Below are 17,745 nucleotides of genomic sequence, written 5' to 3' on the forward strand. Positions count from 1 at the left end.
AGGCACGCCTCCACCAGGGGGACGGGACGGTGGCGATCGACACGTCGGACCTCGACGACGAGCTGTGCACGTGGCCGGGGACACGGTCGCTGTGGACCCGTGGCAACGCGGTCGACCAGTGGCCGCACCCGGTGACACCGCTGACCCAGGATCTCGTCCTGGCGAACCAGGAGCGCGGCATCGGGGTGGCGTTCGACCAGGAACTGGGATTGCTCGACGATCCGGGCCCGTGGTCGTTCGCGGGCTGCTTCTACGGTTGGACGTGCGTCGCCGTCGAGCCCGTCGCCCGGATGGCCGACGCGATCCCGGGGTTCTCCGCCGCAGCGGTCTACGAGCAGTACTTCTCGGTGGAACGTGATCCCGCGGCACCCGAGGTGCCACGACGCAAGCTGGTCAACCCGCTGCCCCTGATCCCCCTGGGTGCCCGCTTCGCCCGGGCGTCGCGGTCCTTCCCACGCCGTATCGCGCGGTACCGCGACGAGGGCGCCAGACAGCTCCGAGCCGATCGGACACGTGACTGGAGCGATGAGACCGACGGGGCGCTCCTGGAACGTCTCGACGCCGCCCCGCCCCGGATCACCGCGTGGCGCGTGCCGCTCGTCCTCAGCAACGTCATCGCAGCGCCGCAGTTCGAGAAGGTGACCGCGCAGCTCCGCACCCTCGACGACGGTGACGGCTCGCTCGTCCCGAGGCTCCTCGGCGGAGCGGGCGGGTACGAGGTTGGCGACGCCACGGCAGCCCTCGCGGACGTGGCGGCAGGACGCTCGAGCCTCGAGGCGTTCGTCGACCGCTACGGCCACCGCGGGATCAACGAGTACGAGCTCGCCGCGACTCCCTGGGCTGACGACCACGACGGTCTCGCCCGCCTCGTCGACCGCGTGGGTACACGGTCACAACCGGCGGGGCGCGGGGCGCAGGCGCGCGCCGAGGCCCTCGACGAGCTGCGTGCCCGCACGTCGCGGTCGAGGTACCGACGGGTGATCGCGAAGCTCGGCCGGCTCGACGAGCAGATGCGACTGCGCGAGAACGCCAAGTCCCACGAGGTCATGCTGGTGGCCAGCCTGCGCTACGTCGTACGCGAGGTGGGGCGCCGCCTCGCGGACCGAGGACTCGCCGACGCACCCGATGACGTGTTCTTCCTCCGGCCCCCCGAGCTGAGGACCGGCCTCGAGCGGGGACTCGACCTCCACGACGTCGTGACGCGTCGGCGCCGGACCCACGAGACGGCAGCGACGCTCGATCTCCCGCTGATGCTCGAGGTCGAGCGCGGCCACCTCGGGCCCATACCACCCGAGCGCTTCACCGCCCTCGGCCTGCTGCCGCCAGCTCCGGAGCCCACCGAGGTCCAGCGTGAGCTCCACGGCCTCGGCGTCGCACCGGGGGTCGTCCGGGGTCGGGCGCGCATCGTGAGCGACCCGCACATCGCCGAGTTCGAAGCTGGCGACATCCTCGTCGCCCGCAGCACCGACCCGGCCTGGACCCCGCTGTTCCTGCACGTCGGCGCGGTCGTCATCGACCTGGGGGGACCCATGTCGCACGGCGCGATCATCGCCCGGGACCTCGGCATCCCGTGCGTCATCAACGTCAAGCGCGGTACGACCGACCTGCAAGACGGAGCGACCATCGAGGTCGACGGCGTCTCGGGGACCGTCCGCGTCGTCGACGCGGCCACCTCGAGCACCGGGTGACCCCGCCGCGCGAGTACGGCGACGCCGACGAGCTCGCCCACCCGGCCGGTCCCGACCCATCGTGGCAGGAGAGCTGGTTGGTCGTGGCCGGCGACCTGCACCAGGACATCGGGGTGTTCGCTCGGATCGGTCGCTACCCGGGGTCGGGGACCGCAGACGTGGCCCTCGGGGTGTTCGACCGTGAGCACCGCTTCCGGACGGTCCTGACCGGCGTCCCGCTGTCGCCCGAGGACGGCGACGAGGTCCCCGTCGGGGCGTGTCGGATCCGCTACGACGGTGCGCTGCGCCTGCACTTCGACGACGCCGATGCGAGCGTCGACCTGCGCTTCGACGATGTGACGCCCCGCTGGCGGTACTGGGACGTCGCCGCCGAGCCCGAGCTCGCCGCCCGCATCGCCGCGGACCACTTCCAACGGTCGGGGCGCGTCACCGGCACGGTGCGGATCGGGACGAGCATCCACCGCTTCGACGGGCTCGGCCATCGCGATCACTCGTGGGGACCCCGGGCGTGGAGCGACGTCCGCACGAGCCGGTGGTTCGTCGGGACGAGCGGGGCGGAACTGTCGTTCACGATGGCACTCATCGGCCTCGGAACCGAGCCGGTGCGGACGGTCGGCTACGTCGTGCGGAACGGCGCCCCGACCAGGATCGCCTCCGCCGATGTCGTCGTGCACCTCGAGGTCGATGGTTACACCCACCGGGGCGGCGCGGCCCGGGTCGTGTTCGCCGACGGGACGACCCTGGGGTTGCACCACCGGGTGATCGACGGCGTCGTGATGCCGCTGCACGGGCTCCGGGTGGTCGAGGGCATCGGCCGCGTCGTCACGGATGACGGGCTCGAGGGGTTCGCCGATCTCGAGGTCTGCAACCATCCCGATGGGCGCCCGTCCGCGGACACCCGCGCCGCCCCGGCCGTCGCCGCGAACGACCGTGACGGCCTACACCGGAGGTCGCTGCCCGTGACCGATGGAGCCGCGCTCCGCGTGACCGCCTCAGGCGGAGGTGACCTTCAGGGGTAGCGCGTCGACGGTCACGCCGTCTCCCCTTCCTGCCTCGTCCACGGTGTGCTCCTCTCGCTACCGTCAGGCACGCGCGCCCCAGCCTGAGGACGAGCCATCCTCTGAAGAAGTCAGACATCAGTGCCGGACCCCAGGAGCGTCCACCCTCATGCACCCAGCCACGGTCCCCGCGACGACCGCCGAGGTGCTCGGGCGCACCATCACCTTCCCCGTCCGCATCCGCACGGCACGGCTGAACGCCGCCGTCTTCCGCGCCGCGAGCGACGTGGCCACCACGTGCCTGCCGCCGGGGCTGACGCCCGTGCTCATCGCCCCGGGGACCACCCTGGTCGCCGTGTTGGTCGTCGACTACAGCGACAACGACCTCGGTGACTACGACGAGCTCGGGATCACCGTGCCGTGCTTGCCGTCGGGATCGGCCCAGCCATCGCTGGGCGAGCTGCTCGGGGGTCTACGCAGTGGGGCGATGGGCACCTACGTCATCCACCTTCCGGTCACGCAGGAGTTCACTCGCGCCGCCGGCAACCAGCTGTGGGGTCTGCCCAAGACCGTCGACGACCTGGCCGTCCGTCGCAGCGACCGGGTGGTCACGTGCTCGTGGCGACGAGACGAACGGGAGATCGCGCGGGTCGCGCTGCCGTCACGGCCGGGTGGTCAGGACGTCGGCGTCGAGGTGGTCGGCTACGCGGGGTCGCCGGACGGTCTGATCGCGACCTACAGCCGTATGGCACTCAGTGGCGTGTCGCTCCATGCCGGGGGGCGCATCCGGTTCGGTGATCACCCCGTCGGCCGCGAGCTGGCGCGGCTGTTCCGTTCCGATCGTGCCATCGCCTCGGTGGCGGTGGAAAACTTCGCGTGCGAGATCGACCCGGCGGTGCCGCTGGCCACGTGAGCCGGGCTCACCCGATGTGGCCGCGGTGGACCTGCTCCTCGTCGAACGTGTTGCCCTCGGCGGGGATCGGGTGGGCTCTCAGGATCCGAGCCAGGTGCACCGTGTTGTGCGCCATCCACCGGCACGTGCGCTGCGTGTAGGCGTGGTCCTGCCCGCCTGCCTCGATGAACGATGGGCCGGGCCCTGCCGCACCGACCCAGTACGTGTCCGCGTTCGGCGGGATCGCCAGGCCGAGATGGCTGAGGTTGAACAGCGTGGTCTCGGCGGCGGCGTGCGCCCCGTCCTCGTTGCCGGTGACAACGACCCCGCCCACCTTGTTGTACAGCGGGTACTGACCCACCTCGTTGCGCTCGTTGTAGGTCCCGTCGAGGCGCTCGATGACCAGCTGCGCGACCGAGCCGCGCACGCCGAACCAGATCGGCGTCGCGATCACGAGGATGTCGCACGCCTTGACCTTCTCGAGGATCTGTGGCCACTCGTCACCCTCGCCCTCATCGGAGGTGACCCCGAACGGGATGTCGTGATCGACGACGCGGATCACCTCGGACGTGACGTTCATCTGGTCGTACCACGAGATGACCATGTCGACCAGTGCCTGGGTGTTGCTCACCTCGGGGGAACGCTTGAGCGTGCAGTTCAGGAACAGCGCTCGGAGCGAAACCGCTTCGATCTCAGCCACGACAGCCTCCTGGTCGGGTCGTGCTACCGCTTCGCTACTTGAGCAGCTCGCGATCGTGCTACCGCTTCGCTACTGGAGCACTCGCGGCGCCGGAAGGTAGTCCGACGCCGCGCTGGCCGGCCCGGGTCGTTCGCGGACCGGCCAGCGCCCTCAGCGTCAGATGCTCACGACCCGGTCGGCCGCGACCACGGCTTCGGCGAAGTCCTTCGGGGAGATGAACCGTGCGTTCTTCCCCTCGAGATCGCTGTCGAGGACCCCACGGGCCCTCCCACAGCCACCTCAGACGTAGACCGGGACCTCGTGCTCGATCACCTTGGACCACAGCTCCTCGAGCGGGGGCCACCCCACACCGTGCACGTGCTCCACGATGTCGTCCTTCATGAAGTAGGTGGCCTCCGCCAACAGACCGATCTGGGGCTGGTGACCAGCCTCGATCGCTCCGATCGCGCTCACGAACGGGATGCTCCCTCGAGTGGGATCATCCGATCCGTGACTCGTCGTGTACAGGATCGTCGCCAAGCGTCCTCCTTCCGCCGCCGGCAACCGGTCGAGCATCAGGCGGGCGGAGGCCGCTCGTCAAGGGGTTCGGTGGATCCGACTGGCGGCTACGTGAGGCGGTCCAGCCAGCCGACGATCAGATCCCCCAGACGGTCCGGTGCCTCGAGCGACGGGAGGTGAGCCACACCGTTCATGACGGCGAACTCGGCGTGCGGCACGCGCTGGGCGACCTCGGACGACAGCCACACGATGCCGGGGACGTCGAGGCTGCCCACGATGACGAGCGTGGGGACCTCGATCTCGGTCAGACGCCTGAAGGACTCGGGGCGCTCGGACTGAGGGCCGGGGTCGGGGGCCCGGAGCGCGACAGGGTTCATCGCCAGGAAACGCTCGCGGACGGCAGCATCGACCCGTCCCCCGTGGCCAGGACCATCGAGCCACAGCTCCGCCTCGTGGCGGTTCGCCGCTTCGATGTCCCCACGCCCCGCCGCCTCCTCGGCCGCCGTCTCGAGTTCGGCTTCGCGAGGCGAGGAGGGTGGCCACGGGACGCCGGAAGCCGCCGTCCCGATCAGGACGAGCCCGAGCACCCGATCGGGGTGCGAGAGGGTGGTGTCGAGGGCAACTGCGCCCCCCATGGAGTTGCCGACCAGCACCACACGTTCCACCCCCCGCTCGTCCAGCACCCCGACCAGATCATCGACGTGCGAGAACGGTTCTGCCTCGTAGGTCGACTCGCCGAACCCGCGTCGGTCGTAGGCGATGACGCGGTAAGAGCCGGCGAGCACGGAGCGGACATCGTCCCAGCTCGTGCGGTCGGCGACCCCGGCGTGCAGGAGGACCACGGCATCGCCGGATCCCGCATCGTCACCGATGATCACCGCGGCTCCGGCGGACACCTCGAAGCAGGTGACGGGATCGGACACGATGCCCCTCCCAGTCAGGTCGCCGCCTCGTCGCACGCAGCCGCGAGGTCCAGATCCTTCTGGGTCACTGCCCCGGCGCTGTGCGTCGACAGCTCGATCCACACCTTGTTGTAGACGTTGCGGATCTCGGGGTGATGGTCGGCCGCCTCGGCAGCGTCGGCGACCCGGTTGATGAAGGTGATCGCGTCCATGAAGGAGTCGAACGCGTACTCCCGCGATACCACCTCGCCGTCGTACTCCCAGCCCTCGCCCAGGGCGGCTTCGATGGTCGAGCGGTCCAGTGGTTCAGCCATGGGGCCAGTCAACCACTCAGGTACGGTCGCTGCATGGCCGTCCTGCCGATGTTCCCCCTCGGGAGCACCGTCCTCCCCCACGTGCTGCTGCCTCTGCACGTGTTCGAGGAGCGGTACCGCGCCTTGGCGCGCCGGCTCTCGGCGGAGCCCGACTTCGGCACGGTGCTGATCGAGCGCGGCCACGAGGTCGGTGGCGGCGACACCAGGTTCACGCACGGCACGCTCGTGCGCACCCTCGACGCCGAGGAGCTGCCAGACGGACGCTGGGTGGTCGCCGCGGTCGGCGTTCAGCGGTTGCGGGTTCTGGAGTGGCTCGATGACGACCCCTACCCGCGAGCCGAGATCGAGCTGCTCGAGGATCGCCCCGCCGCCTCCGAGGAGGCCGATCGCGTACCGCAGCTGCAGGCACGTCTCGAGCAGGTGCTCGACCTGCACCGCCAGGTCGGCGGTGGCGTGCCCGACGTGGACACGACCCTCGCCCCGGACCCCGTCGTCGCGACGTGGCAAGCCGCAGCACTCGCTCCGCTGCAGCAACTCGACCGCCAGCAGCTGCTGGGGATCGACGTCCCGGCAGCACGGCTCGACCGGGTCCTTTCGCTGCTCGACGACACCGAGCAGCTTCTCCAGGCCTTGTAGGGCCGCGCCAAGATGCGATGTGAACCACTGCTAACGTTGCATCTGGCGATCGTGGAGGCGACCCGGGTGCGCACGAGCCCGTTCACCGATGAGCACGACCAGCTGCGCGCTGCCGTCCGGCGCTGGGTCGAGGACGAGCTCGCCCCGCACAACCGCGAGTGGGAGGACGCCGAGCTCTTCCCCGACGAGGTGTTCCACCGCGCCGGCGAGCTGGGGTTCCTCGGCCTGTCGATGCCCACCGAGTACGGCGGCCAGGGGGGCGACTACTGGTCCACCGTCGTGTTCGGCGAGGAGATCATGCGCTGCGGCAACGGCTCCATCCCGATGGCGCTCGGCGTCCAGACCGACATGGCGACGCCTCCCATCCTGAAGTTCGGCACCGAGGAGCAGAAGCAGGCCTACCTCGTGCCAGCCCTGGCCGGGCAGAGGATCGCTTGCATCGGCATCAGCGAGCCCGAGGCTGGCAGCGACGTGGCCCGCATCCGTACCCACGCGCGCCGCGACGGGTCCGACTGGATCATCAACGGCTCCAAGATCTTCATCACGAACGGGGTGCGCGGCGACTTCGTGACGATGGTGGTGCGCACGGGCGAGTCGCTCGACCCGGCGGATCCGTGGAGCGGCATCTCGCTGTTCCTCGTCGATACCGACCTGCCCGGCTTCCACGTCGCCCGCAAGCTCGACAAGGTCGGGATGCGCGCGTCGGACACGGCCCAGCTGCACCTCGAGGACGTCCGCGTGCCGGGCGATGCCCTCCTGGGCGTCGAGGGCCAGGGCTTCAAGCAGATCATGTGGGAACTGCAGGGTGAGCGACTCATCGCCGCGATCCAGGCGGTAGCCGGGGCGCAGCTGACCTTCGAGCGCTCGCTCGCGTACGCCAAGGAACGCGAGGCGTTCGGCCGCCCCATCGGGCGGTTCCAGGTCCAGAAGCATCGGCTGGTGGACATGGCCACGCGCATCGAGGCGGTGCGCCGACTGCTCTACGACTGCTGCGACAAGTGGAACCGGGGCGTGTACGCCGTCACCGAGATCGCCCAGGTGAAGCTCGCCGCGGCCCTCATGGCGTTCGACATCGCCGACGAGGCGATGCAGCTACACGGCGGCTACGGCTACAGCACCGAGTTCCCTATCGAGCAGTCCTGGCGCGACGCCCGGCTCATCCGCATCGGGGGCGGCACCGACGAGGTGCAGCGCGAGATCGTCGCCAAGCTCATGGGACTGTGAGGAGACCGCTATGACCGCACTCGACCTCACCCCGACGACCGCCAACGACCAGACGGCGCTCCCGCTCTATGCCGAGGAGCACGGGTCGCTGCGCGAGAGCGCTCGCGCGTTCGTGCAGAACGAGCTCGCCCCTCACGTCGAGGACTGGGAGACCGCCCGCGACTACCCACGCGAGGTCTTCGCCAAGGTCGCGGCACAGGGCTACTTCGGGCTGAAGTTCGACGAGCGCTGGGGAGGGTCCGGCCCCGACTACCTCGCCCAGGCGGTGTGGATCGAGGAGCTCGCCAAAGCCGGCTCGGCCGGGGTCGCCGCGGACCTCGGGGCGCACAGCGACCTCGGGATGCTCTACGTCGATCGCGCGGGCACGGACGAGCAGCGGGAGCGCTACCTGCGCCCCGGCATCGCCGCCGAGACGCTCGGGGCGCTCGCCATCACCGAGCCCGGCGCAGGCTCCGACGTCGCGGCCATCGCCACGCGTGCCACCCGCGACGGGGGCGACTGGGTCCTCAACGGCGAGAAGATCTTCATCACCAACGGGGCGTGGTGCGACTGGTACGTGGTCGCAGCCAAGACCGACCAGGACGCCGGCCACGGCGGCATCTCGCTGTTCATCGTCGACGCCGGCTCCCCCGGCGTGGAGCGGTCGCGGATGAAGATGCTGGGGTGGCGCACCTCGCACACCGGGCAGATCTCGTTCACGGACGTCCGTGTGGGGGACGAGGCGTTGCTCGGTGACGAGGGCTCGGGTTTCCTCACGATCATGAGGAGCTTCGTGTGGGAGCGGCTATCGATGTCGCTGGGTGCGGTGGCCGGGGGTGAGGCGGTCCTGCAGAAGGCCATCGCCTACGGGCGCGAACGCACCGCCTTCGACCGGCCCGTGGTGAAGTTCCAGGTGTGGCGCCACCGCTTCGCCGACCTCTCCACGAGGCTGGCGACGGCGAGGGCCCTCACCGAGCACGCGCTACGTCTGTGGGTCGCGGCGCACGAACGGGGCGAGGACGCGACCACCGGGAGGGAGGGCGACGTGCTCCTGCGGACCGCGTGCATGGCCAAGCTGGTCTCCCAACGGCTGGCCTTCGAGGTCGCCGACGAGTGCGTGCAGATCCACGGGGGCTACGGCTACATGATGGAGTTCCCCGCACAGCGCCACTGGCGCGATGCTCGCCTCGGCCCCATCGGCGGCGGCACCGACGAGATCATGCGCGAGATCATCGCCAAGACCTACGGGTTGTAGCCCAGCCAGGGGCTGCTCGGACGGTTGACCGTCCGTCGATGGGAGGGTCGTCGACACCGCCGGCCGGACGGGCTCGCGTCACGCACCGTGGCCACGGCGCCCCGATGCTGGTGAGGACGGACCGCCCCGACCGAGGAGAACCGACATGGGTCTCGTCCTGCTCCTGCTCCTGCTCGCGCTGCTGTTCGGCGGCGTGGGTCTGTTCGTGGAGGGCCTCAAGTGGGCGCTCATCATCGCCCTCGCTCTCGTGATCGCCAGCGCCGTGACGGGCTACCGCAGCCGCACGGTCATCCACCGGTGACGCGGAGTTCGACCTCCATATGAGGCATGCTCCCTCGCTGTCGTAGCGAGGGAGCATCCGTCTGTCCAGCCTCACCGTCCGGGAAGCGACCGCGCGAGACGACGAGCGCGTCGCGGCGTTGACGCTCGCCGCCTACGACGCGGTGGGTCGCGTCAGCGACGAGTACCGCGAGGTGCTCGCCGACGTCGCCGCGAGGCGGCGGGGCGCGACCGCGGTCCTCGTGGCCGAGCTCGACGGCGAGGTCGTCGGTTCGGTCACGTACGCGACCAGCGACAACGAGTACTTCGACTACGACCCGGCCCAGGGCGACTGCGGCTTCAGGATGCTCGCGGTCGCCCCGGAGGCCTGGGGAGGCGGCGCCGGGGCGGCGCTGATCGACGCCTGTGTGGCCCGTGCTCGGGCGGACGGGTGCTGGCGCATGACCATCCAGTCCATGGAGTACATGACCCGCGCGCACGAGATGTACCTGCGTCGCGGGTTCCGCCGCGCAGCGGCCCTCGATGCCTCCTGGCCGAGCGGCTGCGCGTACGCCTTCGTGCTCGACCTCAGCTGATCCCTGGTCAGCCCATCGTGGCGGCGTGTCGCGGGGCGATGTGGATGATGACGCGCTCCGCATCGGACTTCTTGTCGGGGTACTTGTCCTTGCCGAGGTAGCGCTTCGCGAGGTGATCGATGAAGCGCTTGTCGGGGTCCTCCTCGGTCTCGACGACCTCACCACGGAGTTCGAGGTAGCGGTAGGGGTTGTCCGGATCGAGGATCGTCATCGAGACCCGCTTGTCCCGCTGGATGTTGCGGTACTTCTGCCGATCCGTCGTGGTGCTGACCCGCAGCTCGCCGCCGTCCCAGTCGAACCAGATGGGGTGAGCCTGTGGCTCGTGGTCCGGGCCGATGCTGGACAGCACCCCGATCGCCGGGGCTTCGAGTAGATCCTCGTGCGTGGCAGGTATGACGTCGGTGGTCATCCGTCGTTCCTCCGGTGGGCGACGCTTCGACGTTACGCGTCGTACCGGAGTCCGCAGGCGCAGACCGCGGCCTTCCGGGCACCGTAGCTGGGGCAACGGCGCCGCCAGGTCCTACCCTGCGTGCCATGTGTGGACGCTACGTCTCGTTCTCGGAAGCCGATCAGCTAGCGCAGTTCTTCGACGTCGGCGAGGTGAGCACCGAGTCGCTCGACGCGCGCTACAACGTCGCCCCGACGCAGGAGGTCTACGCGATCATCCAGCGCGACGGGGACCGTCGCCTCGGGACCCTGCAGTGGGGCTTCGTACCGTTCTGGGCCGAGGACCCGAGCAAGTCGCGCAACCCGATCAACGCCCGCATCGAGGGCATCCACGACAAGCGGATGTTCAGCCAGGCCTTCGAGCGACGGCGCTGCATCGTGCCCGCCGACGGCTTCTACGAGTGGAAGAAGACCGACGAGGTCACCGCCAAGGGCAAGCCCAAGAAGCAGCCCTTCTACATCCACGATCCCGACGGTGATCCGCTCGCGTTCGCGGGCATCTGGTCATCGTGGCGTCCCGAGGGCGACGAGAACGCCGAGCCCGTCTACTCCGTCGCCATCATCACGACCAAGGCCAAGGGCCCGATGGCCGAGGTCCACGATCGCATGCCGCTGATGCTCCCGGGCGAGCTGTGGGACCGCTGGCTCGATCCCGACGTCACCGACGTCGCCGCGGTCGAGGAGCTCGTGAAGGACCTCGACGCCCCGGACCTCGAGCTGTACGAGATCTCCACCCGCGTGAACAACGTCCGCAACGAGGGCCCCGACCTCATCGCCCGGGAAGGAGGTTGAACCGCTGAACCGGTGCGTCCGGTTCAACGGTTCGACCTTCGGCGTAGCCGGGGGAGGTCAGCGGAGCAGCCAGAGGAGCACGACCCGACGGCGGCGGACGACCGCGGCGATCGCGAGGAGCAGCCCGGCCACGACGGCCGCCTGGCCGGTCTGCACCCCGGCCGGAGCGAAGCCCTCGACGGGCGTGCCCGCACCCGCGTCGCCGGCCGCCACGGCCCCGACGCCGAGAGCATCGGCGTCGTGCTGGATGGCGTTCTCCAGGATGAACAGGCCCGAGTAGGTCAGCCCGTAGTCGCGCAGTCCGTAGCGGTGGTCCTGCTCCTCGGTCGGCGTCGGCAGCGCCCCGCCGATCACCCGGATCTGACCCGCGCCGAGCGGGAGCTCGCCGAGGCTGACCCGGTCGCTCCCCGTCGTCCCGATCACGTGACCGCCGGCCCCCGTGAAGGCGGCCCGGTCGACGATCGTCATCGGCGACGCGCCGTTGCCGATGCCGTAGCCGAGGATCGCCGCCTCGACGAGCTGGCGTGCGTTGCGCCGCAGCCCCTCGACCATCGGGTGGCCGAAGTCGAGGATGTCGGAGTACGGCTGGTACACGCGGACGTCGTCGACGTCGGCAGCCGGGACGACGCCCATGCTCGCGAGCGCGTGCAGCGCCCGGTCGGTGAGCACGAGGTTGCCGCCCCGCTCGACCCAGCCCTCGATGTTGGCGTAGTACGCCTCCTCGTCGACCGACCGCCCCTCGGTGTCCTCCGGCAGGGGCACGTCCGCGAGCACGAGCGTGTCGAGCGCGTCCAGCGCGGTCGGGTCGGAGGCGACATCCGCGGACGACAGGGACACGAACGGCCGGTCACCCATGAGTCGGCTGGTGTCCTCGAACCAGCGCATGTTGGTCACCGAGTAGGGCCGCTGCTCGACCGGCTGACCATCGGCACCTATCCCGTCTGCGGCCGGACCGGGCAGACGCCCCGCACCGTCCTCGTCGCTGTCGGTCACCACGTCGGGGTTGAACACGTACCCGGCGCGGCCGAGTGGGTCGACGACGACGTTGTTGTCGTTGAACTCCTGCTGCTGGTACAGCGCGTACGCCATCGCGGTCTCGATGATCGCGCGTGACCCGTTAATGTGGTTCTCCTGCAGGTACACGTTCCACACCTTGTCCGGCACGGTGTGGTTGAGGAAGATCTCGTAGTCCATGCCGGTGACGCCGAGATCGGTGGCCATGTAGTCCCCGATGAACCCGGTGTCGGTGTAACCCAGCGTGTCCCAGACCGTGGCCCAGTGAGCCGGCTTGGTGGGGATCGCGTTCGAGACCGGGAACCCGTGGTCCTCGACCCCTCCGCCCTCGTTGCCGCCGGTCGCTTCCTCGATCTCGTTCTGGATACCGAGGTAGAGCGTCTCGTCCACCACCGACTTGGTGCGCTCGGCGATGGCCATCAGGCGCCGGTGGTCGACCGAGTCGAACTGCCCTGCCGGGTACATGATGTCGATGTAGGCGCGCGAGGTGAGCTCGCCGTGGATGTCGGCGCCGTACGCCATCTTCCCGTCGATGCCCGCTTCAGCCACCTCGTGCATGAACCGGGTGCCGAAGAGCATCTCGGTCTCCTGCAGCGGGTTGCGGCTGGAGCTGATGCGCCCGATCGTCGGCATCTGGCGATTGAGGTCCGTGCCGATCGAGTTGCCGCGGGCGTAGAGGCGGTTGCCGCCACCGCCAGTGGGGTTGACCTCGCCGACGACCCAGCCGTCGATGTTGAAGTCGACGAGGTAGACGACCTCACGCTTCAGCACCTCGCGGACCGAGTAGGTGTGGAAGATGGGCTCGCGTCCGGTCGTGGACGTGTAGTTGGGCTCGCCGTCGCTGATGTGGCCGTGGGGACCCAGCGGGTCCTCGGCGCCCATCGCGAGATCCTCCGCGGTCCGCAGACCGCCCTCGAGCCCGCCGCGCTCGTTGCCGTGCACCGACAGGGAGAACAGCAGCGTCTCCTTGTCCTCGTCGGGGACGGTGTGATCCGTGATCTTGATGACGAAGATGTCCTGGCCGTCGCCGGTGTCGTTCTCGGTGTTGGCCCGGATCCGGTCCGGTCCGGCGCTGACCGCCGCGTCGTCCTCGTAGCGATCGCGGAGCGTGAACACCGAGATCCAGCGCGGGTACAGCTCGGCGAGGTACTCCGCGCCGTGCTGGTACTCACGGAAACCGGCGGCGTTCGGGGTGTACTGCACGTAGGCGCGACTCAACGCCGCTTCGGGGAACACCCGGCCACCGCACACGGCGCGGGGCGGCCCTCCCTGGTAGCCGTCAGTGCAAACCGGCGTCGCCGACGCCGGCAGCGTCGGCACGACCAGCATGGCAGCGAGCGCCGTCGTGATGGCGAGAACGCGAACGGTCGGACGACGCATCGGGGATCCCCTCCAGGAGCTGGTTGGAGGTCTTCGCCGGTGCCGCGCCCGACTCCTGCTCCGCACCACGAGCCGACTCAGTCCCCCGCCGGAGCGGGGGGGCGCGGGTAGCGCGGCAGGTCCCCCTCGGCCTCGGCGCGAGCTGCCCCGAGGAAGCGGTAGGTCCACTCCTCGGCGAGCTTGCGGGTGCCGCAGAACACGATCGGGACGGACGGGTAGCGCACCTGGATGCGCGCGAGCTGGTCGGCCACGAAGCCCGGCTTGACGTGGTCGAGCTTGAACAGCTCCGCGTAGGCGCCTTCGACCACGACCGCGGCCCGTTCGAGCGACCCCAGCTCGGCCAGGGTGAACGCGAGCTTGCCGTCGACCAGCCGCGCAGCGAGGTCGGCCACGCTCTTGCGTTCCACGGCGGCGACGACGCGGTCGCCGACGCGCACACCGTAGTCGCCGACGGGCAGCGCCTCGCGTGCCACCTCGGCCTGCTGCCGGCTGAAGCGGTAGCCGTAACGCTCGCGGGTATCCGCGACGATGCGCAGGTCGTCGTGTCCCGACGCTCGCCGCGAGGGGATGCGGACGCCGGGGCGCGACTGCTTCGTCGTCCTGGCCGTCTGCCAGAAGATCATCTCGCGCCCGCGCCCCGAGGTGAACACGAACTGCGACCGCTTCTCGATCGGCCGGTCGACCACGAGGTCGATGGCCTTCCCGCGCCGCTCGCACACGAGTACGCCAACCTCCTCGACCACCTCGGCATCCGCGGGCCACGTGTCGATGCGGTGGCAGTACACCTTCGAGGTCCGCGGCCACGGTTCCCGCGCTGCCAGCAGCAACGGTCCGCCGTGCACGGGTAGGGACAGCAGGTACGGCAGGGTCGAGCGCGGGTTGGGGTTGCGGGCGACGACGAAGCGGGGGCCGCTCGGTGGAGGGGCGGGTGCGATCAGGGGTACGTCGACGTCGGCGGGTTCGAGACCGAGGATCCAGCCCTCGACCGAGGTGACCGCGGGGTCATCGCGCGGGGCACCCTCGGCCCGCGTCCCGAGCAACACGCCGAGCATCCCGAACAGGCCCAGCACGGCGTCGTAGCGATCCTCCCCGTTCGCGTCGTCCCCGAAGCCCTCGGCCACCGCCGCACGCAGCGGCTCCGCGACGTCGAAGCCGACCCGGGCGGCGTACGCGAGCAGCGCCCCGGCCGCCGCCGCGCGCACCTGCGGATCACGCTTGCTACCGCGCAGCTCGACCCCGACGTGGACCGCGGCCTCGGCCGGGTACGTCTCTGCCACGACCACGCCCGGAGCGTCGAGGAGGTCCGCGAGCGCCCCGTCGAACGGCCACAGCCGCGCCCCGCCGTCCACCCACGGCAACAGCACGTCGCGCCACATCGCCAGGCTCGCCTTGCCGACCTGCTTGCCGCCGATGGTCCAGAACAGCTCGGCGCCGCCGGGGCGGTGCGGGGTCGGCTGTTCGCAGCGGCGCAGCAACTCCTGCGCCGGAAGGCCGAGCCCCCGCGCGAGGTGGTCCTTCGACGCCCCGCCGGGGCGCCGCGGGTAGAACGGTCGCCGCAGCGACACCTCGTCGGGGCGCTCGGCCACGTCGAACCAGGTCTCCCACTCCTCGGAGCCGAGGCGATCGAGGAAGTCGCGGAACGAGTCCGCCCCGACCGCCGCCGCGTACGCGCGGGGCAGCCCGATCACGACGTCGAAGCCGGCGAGCACGGTGTGCTCCGGATCCTCCAGCGCCGCCCCGAGGGCATCGTCAACAGGCTCCGGGACGTGCGCCTCGTAGCGACCGTCGTCGCCGCGCACCGCCGTCGCGACCCAGCGCTTCCGCGCAAGCGCGGACCAGTCCGCGTGCACGATCACGTCCGCCGGCACGCCACCTCCCCGCTCGAACTTGTGTACTCGGGGGCAACCGAGTGCATCCAGGTATTCAAGTTCGTGTGAGGTTCCACCGCACGTCCGCGCCGAGCTCGCGACCCGGCCAGCCGCCCCGAACCCCGCCGTTCGCTCAGCGCACGCCAGTTCGACCATCGGACACCGACCGTTCAACCTCCGCGTCCCAGCACGACCGCCGGCATCCCAGCCCGCACGCCAACGAACGTCCCGCCACGTCCCGAGGTCTCTCTCCGTGCTGCCCCTCGTCCGCACCCTGTCTCTGCTCGCGCGCGCCGCCATCCTCGGGGCGCTCGTCGCGCTTCTCGCCGCAGCACCGGCTTGGGCGGCGCCTCTCAGCGGCCCGAAGGCTGCGGCGACCGCGCACGAGCGGCCCAACGTGATCGCGGTCTACGACGGCGTGCAGCTGCTGGAGCCGTCCGACGAGGCGCTGGCGATCGGGTTCCACGAGGCCGGTGGGAACCACCCAGCCCTGGTGCCGGTCGGGCGCATCCTGCGCAACGAGAACCCCGCAACGACCGGGCGCACCGCGAGCCGTCCGTTCCCTGACGTCCGCGTGCTTCCCGGTCGTGGGCGGGGCGGCCCCGCAACGGGCGCCGTCGACGTGGCGCTGCCACCCGGCACCGACGTGCGGGCACCCGTGACGGGCACGATCGCGGCCGTGAGCCCCTACGCGCTCTACGGCGGCACGATCACTGACATCCTGGTCGAGATCGAACCGGAGGGTCGCCCCGACGTCCGGGTCGTGATGTACCACCTGGAAGACGTCCAGGTAGCAGTGGGCGATGCGGTCACCGCCGGGGACACCGTGATCGCCGGTGGAGCGCGCACGCTGGCGGTACAGAACCAGATCGACCGGTACGCGACCTCGTGCCCGTGTCCTCACGTGGACATGCGCATGCGCGTGGCCACGCCCGAGTAGCGCCGGTAACGCCGCCTCCCCGGTAGCCGCTACCCCACCGCTGCCCGGTCGCGGATCATCGTCTCGGCGATGGCCCGGTCCGCGACCGAAGCCTCGGTGCCCAGGCGCGCCACGGTGTCACGGACGTGGACCTCGGTGAACCGCTCGTAGTAGTGCTCGATGTCGTCGGGTGTCAGATCCGGCAACCTCAGGATCGAGCGGCGGTGGTTCGCCGGGAGCTCCTCGTAGTCGTCGGGGAGGTAGCCGTTGTCGCGGCACACGCGGAACAGCTCGGTGCCCTCGTACGGGTAGAAGACGAAGTAGCCGAAGTCGGTCGGGGCGAGCCGCTCGTGCAGCGCCAGCGTCATCTCGATGTCGTCGCGGGTCTCGCCCGGAGTAGCGATGATGTAGTTGGCGGTCACCATGATCCCCACGTCCTGGGTCCACCGGAAGACGCGCTCGAACTGCTCGTTCGTGGCGAAGCGCTTCATGATCTCGCGCCGCACCCGTTCGCTGCCCGATTCGACGCCGTACGTGATGTGGCGACAGCCAGCCTCGGCGAGCTCCTCGAGCATCCGCGGGTTGACGGTCTCGACACGAGCGTGCAGCGAGAAGCCGACGCCGACCTCCTCGCGGTACCACGCGCAGAACTCACGCACCCACGCGTGGTTGATGGTGAAGGTGTCGTCGAGGAAGATCACGTAGCCGAGGCCATCGCGGATCGCCTCGAACTCCGCCTTGACGTTGTCCAGCGACCGTCGCCGGCCGTAGGACTTGTAGCCGTCGTCGTACAGATCGCTGAACTGACGCGCCGCGCAGTAGGTGCACGGGAACGGACACCCTCGCTGGGTGACGAAGTGCCGCAGGCTCGGATGCTCGTCGAGGTGGTCGCGCGCCATGAACGGCAGCGCGTCGATCGGCTCGAACGGCTCGCGGATCAGCGCAGGTGGACCGCCCCGCGCCCCGATGCTGCGTATCCCGTCGCGCGGGAAGCCACCGGCCTCCAGCGCCCCGACCAGCTCGAGCATGGCGACCTCGCCCTCGCCGAGGCAGGCGTAGTCGAAGCCGGGTGCCGCGAGGACGCGCTGGCTCGCGAAGGTGGGGTGCAGCCCTCCGGCGATCACCGGGATGTCGAGGTGCTCACGCACGTGGCCGACGACCTCGCGCGCGCGCAGCCACTGCCGGCTCGTCAGCGACACCCCGATCAGGTCCGGGCCGACCGCGCGGACGTGGTCGACGACGCGGTCGAGCGGCGCGTCGTAGGCGACGCGGTACATCGACGACTCGTGCCCGTGTTCGCGGAGGTAGGCGCCGATGAACGCCGCCCCGATCGAGGCCACCGCCCAATCGGCCTCGTGGTCGATCTCGAGGAAGAGGATGCGCAC

18 protein-coding genes are annotated in these 17,745 nt (G+C 70.3%); 10 read left to right on the forward strand and 8 right to left on the reverse strand.

Annotation, left to right across the window (positions count from 1 at the left end; genetic code table 11):
- The first annotated feature begins 29 nt into the window (after positions 1 to 29).
- The 3 genes from KY469_13200 to KY469_13210 all read left to right on the forward strand — a co-directional run bounded on the left by KY469_13200 (position 30) and on the right by KY469_13210 (position 3,599).
- Entirely contained in the window at positions 30 to 1,688 is a 1,659-nt protein-coding gene (locus tag KY469_13200) for a hypothetical protein (protein ID MBW3664052.1), read from the forward strand.
- On the forward strand, positions 1,685 to 2,707 hold the full coding sequence (locus tag KY469_13205; GenBank protein MBW3664053.1) for a hypothetical protein: 1,023 nt from the start codon (positions 1,685 to 1,687) through the stop codon (positions 2,705 to 2,707). The genes KY469_13200 and KY469_13205 overlap by 4 nt, the downstream gene beginning before the upstream one ends.
- Positions 2,708 to 2,855: 148 nt before the next feature.
- On the forward strand, positions 2,856 to 3,599 hold the full coding sequence (locus tag KY469_13210; GenBank protein ID MBW3664054.1) for an acetoacetate decarboxylase family protein: 744 nt from the start codon (positions 2,856 to 2,858) through the stop codon (positions 3,597 to 3,599).
- A 7-nt stretch (positions 3,600 to 3,606) separates the two neighbouring features.
- On the opposite strand, the gene KY469_13215 is transcribed toward KY469_13210, so the two are convergent.
- From KY469_13215 to KY469_13230, 4 genes are all read right to left on the reverse strand, one after another.
- Positions 3,607 to 4,269, reverse strand: coding sequence for an NAD(P)H-dependent oxidoreductase (locus KY469_13215; GenBank protein MBW3664055.1), 663 nt, complete (start codon positions 4,267 to 4,269; stop codon positions 3,607 to 3,609).
- Positions 4,270 to 4,557: 288 nt separating this feature from the next.
- Positions 4,558 to 4,797 (reverse strand): hypothetical protein, encoded by a 240-nt coding sequence (locus KY469_13220; protein MBW3664056.1) that lies wholly within the window; start codon positions 4,795 to 4,797, stop codon positions 4,558 to 4,560.
- Between the two features lie 86 nt (positions 4,798 to 4,883).
- Complete coding sequence (locus tag KY469_13225) at positions 4,884 to 5,699, reverse strand: alpha/beta hydrolase (protein MBW3664057.1); 816 nt, start codon at positions 5,697 to 5,699, stop codon at positions 4,884 to 4,886.
- 14 nt (positions 5,700 to 5,713) lie between these two features.
- Positions 5,714 to 5,992 (reverse strand): 4a-hydroxytetrahydrobiopterin dehydratase, encoded by a 279-nt coding sequence (locus KY469_13230; GenBank protein ID MBW3664058.1) that lies wholly within the window; start codon positions 5,990 to 5,992, stop codon positions 5,714 to 5,716.
- Positions 5,993 to 6,025: 33 nt separating this feature from the next.
- On the opposite strand from KY469_13230, the gene KY469_13235 reads away from it, so the two are divergent.
- The 5 genes from KY469_13235 to KY469_13255 all read left to right on the forward strand — a co-directional run bounded on the left by KY469_13235 (position 6,026) and on the right by KY469_13255 (position 9,940).
- Positions 6,026 to 6,628, forward strand: a complete 603-nt coding sequence (locus tag KY469_13235; protein ID MBW3664059.1) for an LON peptidase substrate-binding domain-containing protein — start codon at positions 6,026 to 6,028, stop codon at positions 6,626 to 6,628.
- Positions 6,629 to 6,640: 12 nt separating this feature from the next.
- Positions 6,641 to 7,852, forward strand: a complete 1,212-nt coding sequence (locus KY469_13240; GenBank protein MBW3664060.1) for an acyl-CoA dehydrogenase family protein — start codon at positions 6,641 to 6,643, stop codon at positions 7,850 to 7,852.
- Between the two features lie 10 nt (positions 7,853 to 7,862).
- Positions 7,863 to 9,086, forward strand: coding sequence for an acyl-CoA dehydrogenase family protein (locus tag KY469_13245; GenBank protein MBW3664061.1), 1,224 nt, complete (start codon positions 7,863 to 7,865; stop codon positions 9,084 to 9,086).
- Between the two features lie 145 nt (positions 9,087 to 9,231).
- Positions 9,232 to 9,387, forward strand: a complete 156-nt coding sequence (locus KY469_13250) for a hypothetical protein (GenBank protein MBW3664062.1) — start codon at positions 9,232 to 9,234, stop codon at positions 9,385 to 9,387.
- A gap of 118 nt (positions 9,388 to 9,505) precedes the next feature.
- Positions 9,506 to 9,940 (forward strand): GNAT family N-acetyltransferase, encoded by a 435-nt coding sequence (locus tag KY469_13255; GenBank protein ID MBW3664063.1) that lies wholly within the window; start codon positions 9,506 to 9,508, stop codon positions 9,938 to 9,940.
- A gap of 7 nt (positions 9,941 to 9,947) precedes the next feature.
- Here KY469_13255 and KY469_13260 read toward each other — a convergent pair whose 3' ends face one another.
- The gene (locus KY469_13260) at positions 9,948 to 10,349 is read right to left on the reverse strand and encodes a PPOX class F420-dependent oxidoreductase (protein ID MBW3664064.1); all 402 of its coding nucleotides are present in this window, start codon (positions 10,347 to 10,349) and stop codon (positions 9,948 to 9,950) included.
- A 125-nt stretch (positions 10,350 to 10,474) separates the two neighbouring features.
- Between KY469_13260 and KY469_13265 the strand changes: the two genes are divergently transcribed.
- A complete protein-coding gene (locus KY469_13265; protein ID MBW3664065.1) occupies positions 10,475 to 11,179 on the forward strand; it encodes an SOS response-associated peptidase in 705 nt (234 codons plus the stop codon).
- A gap of 57 nt (positions 11,180 to 11,236) precedes the next feature.
- Here KY469_13265 and KY469_13270 read toward each other — a convergent pair whose 3' ends face one another.
- On the reverse strand, positions 11,237 to 13,573 hold the full coding sequence (locus KY469_13270; GenBank protein MBW3664066.1) for a hypothetical protein: 2,337 nt from the start codon (positions 13,571 to 13,573) through the stop codon (positions 11,237 to 11,239).
- Positions 13,574 to 13,650: 77 nt separating this feature from the next.
- On the reverse strand, positions 13,651 to 15,441 hold the full coding sequence (locus KY469_13275) for a hypothetical protein (protein MBW3664067.1): 1,791 nt from the start codon (positions 15,439 to 15,441) through the stop codon (positions 13,651 to 13,653).
- A 253-nt stretch (positions 15,442 to 15,694) separates the two neighbouring features.
- On the opposite strand from KY469_13275, the gene KY469_13280 reads away from it, so the two are divergent.
- Positions 15,695 to 16,381: a M23 family metallopeptidase gene (locus tag KY469_13280; protein MBW3664068.1), complete on the forward strand. Its 687-nt coding sequence runs from the start codon at positions 15,695 to 15,697 to the stop codon at positions 16,379 to 16,381.
- A 29-nt stretch (positions 16,382 to 16,410) separates the two neighbouring features.
- Here the strand turns inward: KY469_13280 and KY469_13285 are convergent, their stop codons facing one another.
- Positions 16,411 to 17,745 carry a B12-binding domain-containing radical SAM protein gene (locus tag KY469_13285; GenBank protein MBW3664069.1) on the reverse strand — a complete coding sequence of 445 codons (1,335 nt, stop codon included), beginning with the start codon at positions 17,743 to 17,745 and terminating at the stop codon, positions 16,411 to 16,413.

The organism is Actinomycetota bacterium, from assembly GCA_019347575.1.
Classification (GTDB): domain Bacteria; phylum Actinomycetota; class Nitriliruptoria; order Nitriliruptorales; family Nitriliruptoraceae; genus JAHWKY01.